Below are 12948 nucleotides of genomic sequence, written 5' to 3' on the forward strand. Positions count from 1 at the left end.
TCGGCCAGTATTCGCTGGCCGAATTCCCACGTTAAGCCCTCATGACTTCCCTGATATCGGCGGCTAATTCTCGTACACGCTCTTCTTCTGTGTCCCACGCACACATGAATCGCGCCCCACCTTTACCGATAAAGGTGTAGAAGCGCCAACCCTTGGCTGTAAGCCCCGCAATGGCTGGCTCCGAGAGTTGCAGGAATACGCCGTTGGCTTGCACAGGGAACATCAATTCCACGCCGGGGATGTCCGCAACCAGGCTGCTGAGCAATTGCGCGCAGTGGTTGGCGTGGCGTGCGTGCTTGAGCCAGGCATCGTTTTCCAGCAAGCCTACCCACGGGGCGGACAGGAAGCGCATCTTTGATGCCAACTGGCCAGCCTGTTTGCAGCGGTAGTCGAAGTCTTCGGCCAGCTTGTGATTGAAGAACAGGATGGCTTCACCCACCGCCATGCCGTTCTTGGTGCCGCCAAAGCACAGCACGTCCACCCCGGCTTTCCAGGTCAGGTCGGCCGGTGAGCAACCCAGGAACGCACAGGCGTTGGAGAAGCGGGCACCGTCCATGTGCAGGTTCAGGCCCAGCTCTTTGCAGGTGGCGCTGATGGCGCGGATTTCTTCCGGGGTGTACACGCTGCCGACTTCGGTGGCCTGGGTCAGGGTGACCACCCGCGGTTTGGGGTAGTGGATGTCCTGGCGCTTGAGGGCGATCTCGCGGATCGATTCCGGGGTCAGCTTGCCGTTCTCGGTGCGTGCAGTGAGCAGCTTGGAGCCATTGGAGAAAAACTCCGGTGCGCCGCATTCGTCGGTTTCAACGTGGGCGGTTTCCGAGCAAATCACGCTATGGTAGCTCTGGCACAGCGAGGACAGTGCCAGGGAGTTGGCGGCGGTGCCGTTGAAGGCGAAGAACACTTCGCAGTCGGTTTCGAACAAATTGCGGAAACCGTCGGCGGCGCGATGGGTCCACTCGTCATCACCGTAGGCGCGTTGATGGCCGTGGTTGGCTTGTTCCATGGCGGCCCAGGCTTCCGGGCAGATGCCGGAATAGTTGTCGCTGGCGAATTGTTGGCTCTTGTCGGTCATGGCCCATTCCTGTGGTCGATGTTGGTGCGCACTTTAACCAAGATTGTCAGGGGCGCGCACGCTCTGTAAATGCAAAGTCGTTGGGGAATTATGCACGGTACTCACACCTTGCCTGTCGGACGTGTCCGAGATGGCGCTTTGGACTTACTCAAGTGGCTGGCGCTGCTGAGCATGGTGCTCGATCACCTGCGCTATGTGGGGTTGAGCCTGGATGGGCTGTATGTGCCTGGGCGTCTGGCGTTCCCGTGGTTTTGCCTGGCGATTGCGGCCAATTTGCACAGGGCCCGGAACGCTCCGGTGACCGGCCATCGGCGCTACCTGGGGTGGTTGCTGCTGTTCAGCGTGATCAGCGAAGTGCCTTATCGGATGTTCATCGAAAATGCCGATACCTTGAACGTGTTGCCGACTCTGGCGCTGGGCCTGCTGGTTGCCCGAGGTTGGCAGCAGAAGGCGTTGGTTGATCGAGGATTGGCGCTGATCGCCGTCACAATAGCAGCTGTGTTTTCAACCCAGTTGATGTTCGGTTTCTTTGGTGTATTGCTGCCACTGGCGATTCTGTTGGTGTTTCGCCGGCCCTGGTATTTCAGCGTGCTGCCGGGTTTGGTCTGCGTCGCCGCGAATCAATGGCAGATTCTGCTGAATAGCGGCACGCCTGTGGCGCAGTTGGGGTTGGCTGCATGTCTGATTGCGCCGCTGGCAGGATTGGTCTTATTGCGACATGGCAAAAACGCCAAGCCACCCGCCATGCGGCGCTGGGCCTATGCCCTGTATCCCATGCATTTTCTTCTGTTGCTACTCGTTCGCAAGCTCATCGCCTGACCCCTGTGGGAGCTGGCTTTGCACATTCTTCAGTCCATGTCGTAAACGCACCTTTGCGTGGCGTGCGCAGGCATTTGACCTGTACGCGCCAGCCCTACCATCGCATCAAAGGGCCCTGCGAGGGCTTCAACAATACGAAAGGCTGGGAGAGACGCGATGTTCAGCAAACAAGACCAGATCCAGGGATATGACGACGCACTGCTGGCAGCCATGAATGCCGAGGAGCAGCGTCAGGAAGATCATATCGAGCTGATCGCGTCGGAGAACTACACCAGCAAACGCGTGATGCAAGCCCAAGGCAGCGGCCTGACCAACAAGTACGCCGAAGGCTACCCGGGCAAGCGCTACTACGGTGGCTGCGAGCATGTGGACAAGGTCGAGGCCCTGGCCATCGAGCGCGCCAAGCAGCTGTTCGGCGCCGATTACGCCAACGTGCAGCCGCACTCCGGTTCGTCCGCCAACAGCGCGGTGTACCTGGCGCTGATCAATGCCGGCGACACCATTCTGGGCATGAGCCTGGCCCACGGCGGTCACCTGACTCACGGTGCCAAAGTGTCGTCCTCGGGCAAGCTGTACAACGCAGTGCAATACGGCATCAACACCGACACCGGCCTGATCGACTACGACGAAGTCGAGCGCCTGGCGGTCGAGCACCAGCCGAAGATGGTGGTGGCCGGTTTCTCTGCCTACTCCAAAACCCTGGATTTCCCACGCTTCCGTCAGATTGCCGACAAAGTGGGCGCGCTGCTGTTCGTCGACATGGCCCACGTCGCCGGCCTGGTGGCCGCCGGCCTGTACCCCAACCCGCTGCCCTACGCCGACGTGGTCACTACCACTACCCACAAGACCCTGCGCGGTCCTCGGGGCGGCCTGATTCTGGCCAAGGCCAACGAAGCGATTGAAAAGAAACTCAATGCTGCGGTGTTCCCCGGTGCCCAGGGCGGCCCGCTGATGCATGTGATCGCCGGCAAGGCGGTGTGCTTCAAGGAAGCGCTGGAGCCTGGCTTCAAAGCGTACCAGCAACAAGTGATCGACAACGCCCAGGCGATGGCCGAGGTGTTCATCAAGCGTGGCTACGATGTGGTCTCCGGCGGCACCGATAACCACTTGTTCCTGGTCAGCCTGATCCGTCAGGGCCTCACCGGCAAAGACGCGGACGCCGCCCTCGGTCGTGCCCACATCACCGTCAACAAGAACGCCGTGCCGAATGACCCGCAGTCGCCGTTCGTGACCTCGGGCCTGCGCATCGGCACTCCGGCGGTGACCACCCGTGGTTTCAAGGTGCCGCAGTGCATCGAGTTGGCTGGCTGGATCTGCGACATCCTCGACAACCTCGGCGACGCCGATGTCGAGGCCAACGTGGCCAAACACGTGTCTGCCCTGTGCGCTGATTTTCCGGTTTATCGCTGAGCGCGGTTTTGGAGTAATGACTATGCAACGCTACTCAGGCTTCGGCCTCTTCAAGCACTCCCTCAGCCATCACGAAAACTGGCAGAAAATGTGGCGCACGCCCACGCCGAAAAAAGTCTACGACGTGGTCATCGTCGGTGGCGGCGGGCATGGTCTGGCGACCGCCTACTACTTGGCCAAGGAGCACGGCATCACCAACGTGGCTGTGGTCGAGAAAGGCTGGCTGGGCGGCGGTAACACTGCGCGCAATACCACCATCGTGCGTTCCAACTACCTGTGGGACGAGTCCGCGCATTTGTACGAACATGCGATGAAACTCTGGGAAGGTTTGTCTCAGGACCTCAACTACAACGTGATGTTCTCCCAGCGCGGCGTGTACAACCTGTGCCACACCCTGCAAGACATCCGCGACTCCGAACGCCGTGTGAGCGCCAACCGCCTCAACGGCGTGGACGGCGAACTGCTCAATGCCCAGCAAGTAGCTGACGAGATTCCATACCTGGACTGCTCGAAAAACACCCGCTACCCCGTGCTGGGCGCCACCGTGCAACGTCGCGGCGGCGTGGCCCGTCACGATGCCGTAGCCTGGGGCTTTGCCCGTGCTGCCGATGCCTTGGGCGTGGACTTGATTCAGCAAACCGAAGTGATCGGGTTCCGCAAGGAAAACGGCGTGTGCATCGGTGTGGAAACCAACAAGGGCTTTATCGGCGCCAAGCGCGTCGGCGTCGTCACTGCCGGTAACTCCGGGCACATGGCCTCGCTGGCCGGGTTCCGCCTGCCGATCGAATCCCACCCGTTGCAAGCCCTGGTGTCGGAGCCGATCAAGCCGATTATCGACAGCGTGATCATGTCTAACGCCGTGCACGGCTACATCAGCCAGTCCGACAAGGGCGACCTGGTGATCGGTGCCGGTATCGACGGCTACAACGGCTACGGCCAGCGTGGTTCGTACCCGGTCATTGAGCACACCATTCAGGCCATCGTCGAGATGTTCCCGGTGCTGTCGCGGGTGCGCATGAACCGCCAGTGGGGCGGCATCGTCGACACCACGCCGGATGCCTGCCCGATCATCTCCAAGACCCCGGTACCGAACATGTTCTTCAACTGCGGTTGGGGCACCGGTGGCTTCAAGGCCACGCCGGGCTCAGGCAACGTGTTTGCTGCGAGCCTGGCCAAGGGTGAAATGCACCCGCTGGCCGCACCTTTCTCCATCGACCGTTTCCACAACGGTGCGTTGATCGATGAACATGGCGCTGCGGCCGTCGCCCACTAACAGGAGAAATTCCCTATGTTGCATATCTTCTGTCCTCACTGCGGCGAACTGCGCTCCGAAGAGGAATTCCACGCGTCCGGCCAAGCGCACATCCCGCGCCCGCTGGACCCGAATGCCTGCACCGACGAGCAGTGGGGCGATTACATGTTCTTCCGCGACAACCCTCGCGGCCTGCACCACGAACTGTGGATCCATGCCGCCGGTTGCCGCCAGTACTTCAATGCCACCCGCGACACCGTCACCTACGAAATTCTTGAAACCTACAAGATTGGCGAAAAACCCCAGTTCACCGCCAAGGCTTCTGGAGAGAAGGTATGAGCCAGATCAATCGCCTGTCCAACGGTGGCCGCATCGACCGCAATAAAGTCCTGACTTTCAGTTTCAACGGCCAGACTTACAAAGGCTTTGAAGGCGATACCCTGGCCGCCGCGTTGCTGGCCAATGGCGTCGACATCATTGGCCGCAGTTTCAAGTACTCGCGCCCTCGCGGCATCTTTGCCGCCGGCGCCGAAGAGCCGAACGCAGTGCTGCAGATCGGTGCTACCGAAGCCACGCAAATTCCTAACGTGCGCGCCACTCAACAGGCGCTGTACCAGGGCCTGGTTGCCACCAGCACCAACGGCTGGCCGAACGTTAACAACGACGTGATGGGCATTCTCGGCAAGGTCGGCGGCAAGCTGATGCCGCCGGGCTTCTACTACAAAACGTTCATGTACCCGCAGTCGTTCTGGATGACCTACGAGAAGTACATCCGCAAGGCCGCAGGCTTAGGCCGCTCGCCGACCGAGAACGACCCGGACACCTACGACAACTTCAACCGTCATTGCGACGTGCTGGTCGTGGGCGCAGGCCCTGCCGGCCTCGCGGCTGCATTGGCCGCTGCGCGCAGCGGTGCGCGGGTGATCATCGCCGACGAGCAGGAAGAGTTCGGTGGCTCGCTGCTCGATTCCCGTGAAAGCCTCGACGGCAAGCCGGCCACTGAGTGGGTTGCCAGCGTCATTGCCGAATTGAAAGCCCTGCCGGACGTGGTACTGCTGCCCCGCGCCACCGTCAACGGCTACCACGACCATAACTTCCTGACCATTCACGAGCGCCTCACCGATCACCTCGGTGACCGTGCGCCGATTGGCGTGGTGCGTCAGCGTATCCACCGTGTGCGTGCCAAGCGCGTGGTGCTGGCCACCGGTGCGTGCGAGCGTCCGCTGGTGTACGGCAACAACGATGTGCCGGGCAATATGCTGGCCGGAGCGGTCTCTACCTATGTGCGCCGCTACGGTGTGGCGCCGGGCAAAAAACTGCTGCTGTCGACCAACAACGACCATGCCTATCGCGTCGCACTGGACTGGTTTGATGCGGGCCTTTCGGTGGTGGCGGTGGCTGATGCCCGTCACAACCCACGTGGCGCGCTGGTGGAAGAAGCCCGCGCCAAAGGCATTCGCATCCTCACCGGCAGCGCCGTGATCGAAGCGCGTGGCAGCAAGCATGTGACCGCTGCCCGCGTGGCCGCGATCGATGTGAAAGCGCACAAAGTCACCAGCCCCGGCGAGTGGCTGGACTGCGACCTGGTCGCCAGTTCAGGCGGTTACAGCCCGGTGGTCCACTTGGCCTCGCACCTGGGCGGCAAGCCGACCTGGCGTGAAGATATCCTCGGGTTTGTACCGGGCGAAGCACCGCAGAAACGCGTGTGCGTGGGCGGTATCAACGGTGTCTACGGCCTTGGCGATTCCCTCGCCGATGGTTTTGAAGGTGGCGTGCGTGCGGCCAGTGAAGCCGGTTTTGCGCCGGTGGAAGGTGTGCTGCCTAAAGCCTTGAGCCGTCTGGAAGAGCCGACGCTGGCGCTGTTCCAGGTGCCCCACGAAAAAGCCACTGCACGGGCGCCGAAGCAATTTGTCGACCTGCAAAATGACGTCACCGCAGCCGCCATCGAACTGGCCACCCGCGAAGGTTTCGAATCGGTCGAGCACGTCAAACGCTACACCGCGCTGGGCTTCGGTACTGACCAGGGCAAGCTGGGTAACGTCAACGGCCTGGCCATCGCCGCCCGTTCGCTGAACGTGACCATCCCGCAGATGGGCACCACCATGTTCCGTCCCAACTACACGCCAGTGACGTTCGGCGCGGTGGCGGGCCGTCACTGTGGGCACATTTTCGAACCGGTGCGCTACACCGCGCTGCAAGCCTGGCACGTGAAGAACGGCGCCGAGTTTGAGGATGTCGGCCAGTGGAAACGCCCATGGTATTTCCCGCGTAACGGTGAAGATCTGCACGCCGCGGTGAAGCGCGAATGCCTGGCGGTGCGTGACAGCGTCGGCCTGCTGGATGCCTCCACCCTCGGCAAGATCGATATCCAGGGCCCGGATGCGCGTGAGTTCCTCAACCGCATCTACAGCAACGCCTGGACCAAGCTCGATGTGGGCAAGGCGCGCTACGGTCTGATGTGCAAGGAAGACGGCATGGTCTTCGACGACGGCGTCACTGCCTGTCTGGCCGACAACCACTTCCTGATGACCACCACCACGGGCGGCGCCGCCCGCGTTCTCCAGTGGCTGGAAATCTACCAACAGACCGAATGGCCTGACCTCAAGGTGTACTTCACCTCGGTCACGGACCATTGGGCGACCATGACCCTGTCCGGCCCCAACAGCCGCAAGCTGCTGGCGGAAGTCACCGACATCGACCTGGACAAGGATGGCTTCCCGTTCATGACCTGGAAGGAAGGTTTGGTCGGCGGTGTACCGGCGCGGGTGTTCCGTATCTCGTTTACCGGTGAGCTGTCGTACGAAGTCAACGTGCAGGCCGACTACGCCATGGGCGTGCTGGAGAAGATCGTCGAGGCCGGCAAAAAGTACAACCTGACCCCGTACGGCACCGAGACCATGCACGTCCTGCGCGCCGAGAAGGGCTTCATCATCGTCGGGCAAGACACCGACGGCTCGATGACCCCGGACGACCTGAACATGGGCTGGTGTGTAGGCCGTACCAAACCGTTCTCGTGGATCGGCTGGCGCGGCATGAATCGCGAAGACTGTGTGCGTGAAGAGCGTAAGCAACTGGTGGGCTTGAAGCCGATTGATCCAAACGTATGGCTGCCGGAAGGCGCGCAGTTGGTGTTCGATCCAAAGCAGACGATTCCGATGAAGATGGTCGGTCACGTCACTTCAAGCTATGCGCACAACTCCCTGGGTTATTCGTTTGCCATGGGTGTGGTCAAGGGTGGCTTGAAGCGCATCGGCGAGCGGGTGTTCTCACCGCAGGCCGATGGCAGCGTGATCGAGGCGGAGATTGTATCTTCGGTGTTCTTTGACCCGAAAGGTGATCGCCAGAACATTTGATAGACCGCGTCGCGGCCATCGCAGGCAAGCCAGCTCCCACAGGGGAATGCATTCCAAGTGTGGGAGGGGGCTTGCTCCCGATGAGGCCAGAACAGTCACCACAGAATTCAGGAAAGGTGCTTTATGACAGCAGCCAATGTTTACCAACAACGCCCCACCACCAGCGCCAAGGCCGAATCGTCGCTGCACCATGCCGACCTCGCCAGCCTGGTCGGCAAGGGCCGCAAGAACGCCGGCGTGACCGTGCGTGAAAAGAAACTCCTCGGCCACCTGACTATCCGTGGCGATGGCCATGATGCCGCCTTCGCCGCTGGCGTACTCCAGGCCGTCGGCATTGAACTGCCCGGCCCGCTAAGCGTGACCGTCAACGGCGAGACCAGCCTGCAATGGCTCGGCCCGGACGAGTGGCTGCTGATCGTGCCGAGCGGCGATGAATTTGCCGCTGAACAAAACCTGCGTGCCGCCTTGGGGGATTTGCACATCCAGATCGTCAACGTCAGCGGCGGCCAGCAGATTCTCGAACTCAGCGGCCCTAACGTGCGCGATGTGCTGATGAAGTCCACCAGCTACGACGTACACCCCAATAATTTCCCGGTGGGCAAGGCGGTGGGCACGGTGTTCGCCAAGTCGCAATTGGTGATCCGCCATACCGCTGAAGACACCTGGGAACTGCTGATCCGTCGCAGCTTCTCGGATTACTGGTGGTTGTGGCTGCAGGATGCCTCGGCCGAATTCGGTCTGAGCGTTCAAGCCTGAGGAATCGCCCATGAGCCGCGCACCCGATACATGGATTTTGACTGCCGACTGCCCCAGCGTGCTCGGCACGGTGGACGCGGTCACCCGCTACCTGTTCGAGCAGGGCTGCTATGTCACTGAGCACCACTCGTTTGATGATCGTCTCTCGGGCCGGTTTTTCATTCGTGTGGAGTTTCGTCAGCCTGACGGTTTTGACGAGCAGGCGTTCCGCGATGGCCTGGCGACCCGTGGTGAAGCCTTCGGCATGATCTTCGAGCTGACGGCGCCGAACTATCGGCCGAAAGTGGTGATCATGGTCTCCAAGGCCGATCACTGCCTCAACGACCTGCTGTACCGCCAGCGCATCGGCCAACTGTCGATGGACGTGGTCGCGGTGGTGTCCAACCACCCCGATCTCAAGCCGTTGGCCGACTGGCACCAGATTCCCTACTACCATTTCCCGCTCGACCCCAACGACAAACCATCCCAGGAGCGGCAGGTGTGGCAAGTGGTGGAAGACACCGGCGCCGAACTGGTGATCCTTGCGCGCTACATGCAGGTGCTGTCGCCGGAGCTGTGCCGCAAGCTGGATGGCAAGGCCATCAACATTCATCACTCGTTGCTGCCGGGGTTCAAGGGCGCCAAGCCGTATCACCAGGCGTACAACAAGGGCGTGAAACTGGTGGGGGCCACGGCGCATTACATCAACAATGATCTGGATGAGGGGCCGATCATCGCCCAGGGTGTGGAGGTGGTTGATCACAGCCACTATCCCGAGGATTTGATCGCCAAGGGGCGCGATATCGAAGGGCTCACATTGGCGCGTGCGGTGGGGTATCACATTGAGCGGCGGGTGTTCTTGAATGCCAATCGCACCGTCGTTCTTTAGATCGCTATCGCAGGCAAGCCAGCTCCCACATTCCAGGATGTGTGAACCCGATCCACTGTGGGAGCTGGCTTGCCTGCGATGAGGCCCTTACAAGCAACACAAGAAACAGCATCTGTACCCGAGCACTAACGCGCTGCCCACCCAAGCGGCAACGCAGTTCCATAAAAACAACAGCGAGGTGAAAGCATGTCTGGTAATCGTGGTGTCGTGTATCTCGGCAACGGCAAGGTCGAAGTACAGAAAATCGACTATCCCAAAATGCAGGACCCGCGCGGCAGGAAGATTGAGCACGGCGTCATCCTGCGCGTGGTCTCCACCAACATCTGCGGCTCCGACCAACACATGGTGCGTGGCCGCACTACTGCCCAGACCGGCCTGGTGCTGGGGCATGAAATCACCGGCGAAGTGATCGAGAAGGGCAGCGACGTCGAGAACCTGAAAATCGGCGACCTGGTTTCCGTGCCGTTCAACGTCGCGTGCGGCCGCTGCCGCTCGTGCAAGGAGCAACACACCGGCGTATGCCTGACCGTCAACCCGGCGCGTGCCGGTGGTGCCTACGGCTACGTCGACATGGGCGACTGGACCGGCGGCCAGGCCGAGTACGTGCTGGTGCCGTACGCCGACTTCAACCTGCTCAAACTGCCGGACCGCGACAAGGCCATGGAGAAAATCCGTGACCTGACCTGCCTCTCCGACATCTTGCCCACCGGCTACCACGGCGCCGTCACTGCCGGCGTTGGCCCGGGCAGCACCGTTTACATTGCTGGTGCCGGCCCGGTCGGTCTGGCCGCTGCTGCCTCGGCACGGCTGTTGGGTGCAGCCGTTGTAATCATTGGCGACGTCAATTCCATCCGCCTGGCCCACGCCAAGGCCCAGGGTTTTGAAATCGTCGACCTGTCCACCGATACGCCGCTGCACGAACAGATTGCTGCGTTGCTGGGCGAACCGGAAGTGGATTGCGCCGTCGACTGCGTAGGCTTTGAAGCACGCGGCCATGGCCACGACGGTGTCAAGGCCGAAGCCCCGGCCACCGTGCTCAACTCACTGATGGGCGTGGTGCGTGTGGCAGGCAAGATCGGTATCCCTGGCCTTTACGTCACCGAAGATCCGGGTGCTGTCGATGCCGCCGCGAAAATGGGCAGCCTGAGCATTCGCTTCGGTCTGGGTTGGGCCAAATCCCACAGCTTCCACACCGGGCAGACGCCGGTGATGAAGTACAACCGCCAACTGATGCAGGCGATCATGTGGGATCGGATCAATATCGCCGAAATCGTCGGTGTGCAGGTGATCAGCCTGGACGATGCGCCACGCGGGTATGGCGAGTTCGACGCGGGTGTACCGAAGAAGTTTGTGATTGATCCGCATAAGTTGTTCAGTGCGGCGTAAAAGCGTTGGGCAAATGACAAAGGGCGACCCTTGGGTCGCCCTTTTTTGCGTCTGCGCTTAAGCCTGCAAACGCCGGCTGATGAAGATCAAATGTGGGAGGGGGCTTGCTCTCGATAGCGGTGGGTCAGTCGGTACTGCTGTAACTGGCCTGCCGCTATCGGGAGCAAGCCCCCTCCGACAAGGGTTTTATGGTGTTTAGGAATCAGCGAGTGGCCAGTGCGCCCTGGTATACAGTCGGGCCTGTCGGTTGTTTGCTGATGGAGCCACCCTTGGTCTCCGAACTCACCATCAACTCCACCGGCTTGCTGATGGTTTCCTGCTGGCGCGGGTTCAGGCCGATGATGCCCTCGCCGTCTTCCGGCAACAGGCCCAGCGACACCGGTGTGCCATCTTTAGGGATTGCCCACAGCTCCAGGCTTTGGTCTGGCGCCGGCGCCGTGGAGGCAATCGGCTGCACTTCAAGATAATCCTTGTGGGCCATGATTTGCGCGGCCGGCTGCTGGGTAGTGTTCACCAGCGTTGCCGCGGATTTGACGCTGTCCTGGGTGTAGAGGGCGCCGCCGATACCGGCAACCACCACCACACAGGCGCCGATGAACAGGCGTGGGCGGCTCCAGAATGGAGGCTTTTGCTCAATCACTTGGGGTTGGATCGCAGTCATAAGTCTCTTCTCGACAAATTTTGTAGTCTGTCCATGGACCCGATTATCCCGATTGGGTTCCGGGCAGGGCTTGGAACAACCGACGGGATACCTAGTCCAACGCTTGCTTTTGCATCCATCTCCTGAGGTTGTATTGATGAAGATTTCACGCGGTTTTGCCCTTTCCTGCCTGCTGTCCATGGCCGCCGGCCCGGTGTTCGCCGCAGGTTTCAGCCTTGGCGATGCAGCCAACGCGATTTCCGGTATGCAGGGTGGCAACAACAAAGCCGCTGCCGCCGCACCCTCGTCCGAGACGGCCGGCCTGCTGAGCGCCCTGACCTCGCAACTGAACATCACCCCCGAGCAAGCGGTGGGCGGCACGGGCGCCATGCTGGGCCTGGCCAAGAACAAACTGAGCGGCAACGACTATTCGCAACTGGGCAACAGCGTGCCGGGCCTCGATCAATTGTCGGGTAACAACGCATTGGGCAGCCTCGGCGCTTTAAGCGGGATGCTCGGCCAGAGCGGCGGCAGCAAGACCAGCGGCCTTGATGGTTTGCTGGGTAACGTGAAGAACACCAACGACCTGAATACCGCGTTCAGTGCCTTGGGCATGGACAGTGGCATGGTAAGCCAGTTTGCCCCGGTGATCCTCAAATACCTGGGCGGGCAAGGCGCCAGCGACTCGGTGCTGGGCAAGCTTGCCCAGGCTTGGGGGGCCAGCAGTTAAGCGGCCTTCTCCGAGAATCGCGTTTCCTATAGTTATTTCTGAATCATCTTTCATGATGCGTTGGATGTGGACGAAATAAATTGTAGTGAACCAGTAGGAACGGCAGGAAAGTTGGGTGCCACGTAGTAGTAACTTTCGCAGCATCACGTGGTGCTGTTCGAAGGTCAATCGACGAACTAACTACATGGTGCCTGATGAGTTCTATTAACCAGCTGCAAACCACACTCCAGAATATATACAACCAGGTTGGCGCCAATGTGCCGGCCAGCAAGGCTGGGCTGATCGACCACAATGTGTTGCATAACCTGGGGTTGAGCGCGAATTTGCTGCAGAACTTGCGCAACGATCTGAGTGCCGTCGCTAACGGATCGAATCCTGAGCGGGCACTCAATAACTTGATGTCTGGGCTGCAACAAATCTCGGGTTCTACCAATGCTCGGGCCAAAGAGTGGCCGGCAGACAAACTGTTGCCTGAAGGCGGCGTGCACCTTGTGAAGGGTGCGGACGGTCAACCAGAAGCAGTCACTGCTGCTAAAGAGTGGCCGGCAGGCAAACCGCAGCCTGAAGGCGGCGTGCACCTTGTAAAGGGTACGGACGGTCAACCAGAAGCAGTCACTGCTGCTAAAGAGTGGCCGGTAGACAAACCGTTGCCTGAAGGCGGT

12 protein-coding genes are annotated in these 12948 nt (G+C 60.6%); 10 read left to right on the forward strand and 2 right to left on the reverse strand.

Annotated elements, in window-relative coordinates; all coding sequences use genetic code 11:
- Positions 1-31: 31 nt before the first annotated feature.
- The gene (locus JH25_RS10605) at positions 32-1072 is read right to left on the reverse strand and encodes a threonine aldolase family protein (protein WP_032879081.1); all 1041 of its coding nucleotides are present in this window, start codon (positions 1070-1072) and stop codon (positions 32-34) included.
- A gap of 90 nt (positions 1073-1162) precedes the next feature.
- Between JH25_RS10605 and JH25_RS10600 the strand changes: the two genes are divergently transcribed.
- The 8 genes from JH25_RS10600 (at position 1163) to fdhA (ending at position 10916) form a co-directional block, all read left to right on the forward strand.
- Positions 1163-1891 (forward strand): TraX family protein, encoded by a 729-nt coding sequence (locus JH25_RS10600; RefSeq protein WP_032879083.1) that lies wholly within the window; start codon positions 1163-1165, stop codon positions 1889-1891.
- Between the two features lie 156 nt (positions 1892-2047).
- The gene (glyA, locus tag JH25_RS10595; RefSeq protein WP_032879086.1) at positions 2048-3301 is read left to right on the forward strand and encodes a serine hydroxymethyltransferase; all 1254 of its coding nucleotides are present in this window, start codon (positions 2048-2050) and stop codon (positions 3299-3301) included.
- Positions 3302-3323: 22 nt separating this feature from the next.
- Positions 3324-4574 carry a sarcosine oxidase subunit beta gene (locus tag JH25_RS10590; protein WP_003176546.1) on the forward strand — a complete coding sequence of 417 codons (1251 nt, stop codon included), beginning with the start codon at positions 3324-3326 and terminating at the stop codon, positions 4572-4574.
- 15 nt (positions 4575-4589) lie between these two features.
- Positions 4590-4892, forward strand: a complete 303-nt coding sequence (locus JH25_RS10585; RefSeq protein WP_003194855.1) for a sarcosine oxidase subunit delta — start codon at positions 4590-4592, stop codon at positions 4890-4892.
- Positions 4889-7906 carry a sarcosine oxidase subunit alpha gene (locus JH25_RS10580; RefSeq protein ID WP_032879087.1) on the forward strand — a complete coding sequence of 1006 codons (3018 nt, stop codon included), beginning with the start codon at positions 4889-4891 and terminating at the stop codon, positions 7904-7906. The genes JH25_RS10585 and JH25_RS10580 overlap by 4 nt, the downstream gene beginning before the upstream one ends.
- A gap of 123 nt (positions 7907-8029) precedes the next feature.
- On the forward strand, positions 8030-8662 hold the full coding sequence (locus tag JH25_RS10575; RefSeq protein ID WP_032879088.1) for a sarcosine oxidase subunit gamma: 633 nt from the start codon (positions 8030-8032) through the stop codon (positions 8660-8662).
- A gap of 10 nt (positions 8663-8672) precedes the next feature.
- Positions 8673-9530, forward strand: coding sequence for a formyltetrahydrofolate deformylase (gene purU / locus JH25_RS10570; RefSeq protein ID WP_005792124.1), 858 nt, complete (start codon positions 8673-8675; stop codon positions 9528-9530).
- Positions 9531-9716: 186 nt separating this feature from the next.
- Positions 9717-10916, forward strand: coding sequence for a formaldehyde dehydrogenase, glutathione-independent (gene fdhA, locus JH25_RS10565; RefSeq protein ID WP_005792122.1), 1200 nt, complete (start codon positions 9717-9719; stop codon positions 10914-10916).
- A 202-nt stretch (positions 10917-11118) separates the two neighbouring features.
- Here the strand turns inward: fdhA and JH25_RS10560 are convergent, their stop codons facing one another.
- The gene (locus JH25_RS10560; protein ID WP_005792120.1) at positions 11119-11577 is read right to left on the reverse strand and encodes an anti-sigma factor domain-containing protein; all 459 of its coding nucleotides are present in this window, start codon (positions 11575-11577) and stop codon (positions 11119-11121) included.
- 136 nt (positions 11578-11713) lie between these two features.
- Here JH25_RS10560 and JH25_RS10555 point away from each other — a divergent pair, with 136 nt between their 5' ends.
- Positions 11714-12286 carry a DUF2780 domain-containing protein gene (locus tag JH25_RS10555; protein WP_032879089.1) on the forward strand — a complete coding sequence of 191 codons (573 nt, stop codon included), beginning with the start codon at positions 11714-11716 and terminating at the stop codon, positions 12284-12286.
- Between the two features lie 194 nt (positions 12287-12480).
- On the forward strand, positions 12481-12948 hold a 468-nt coding region (locus tag JH25_RS10550), incomplete at its 3' end, for a hypothetical protein (RefSeq protein ID WP_032879091.1).

The organism is Pseudomonas sp. BRG-100, assembly GCF_000737955.1.
Taxonomy (GTDB): Bacteria; Pseudomonadota; Gammaproteobacteria; order Pseudomonadales; family Pseudomonadaceae; genus Aquipseudomonas; species Aquipseudomonas synxantha_A.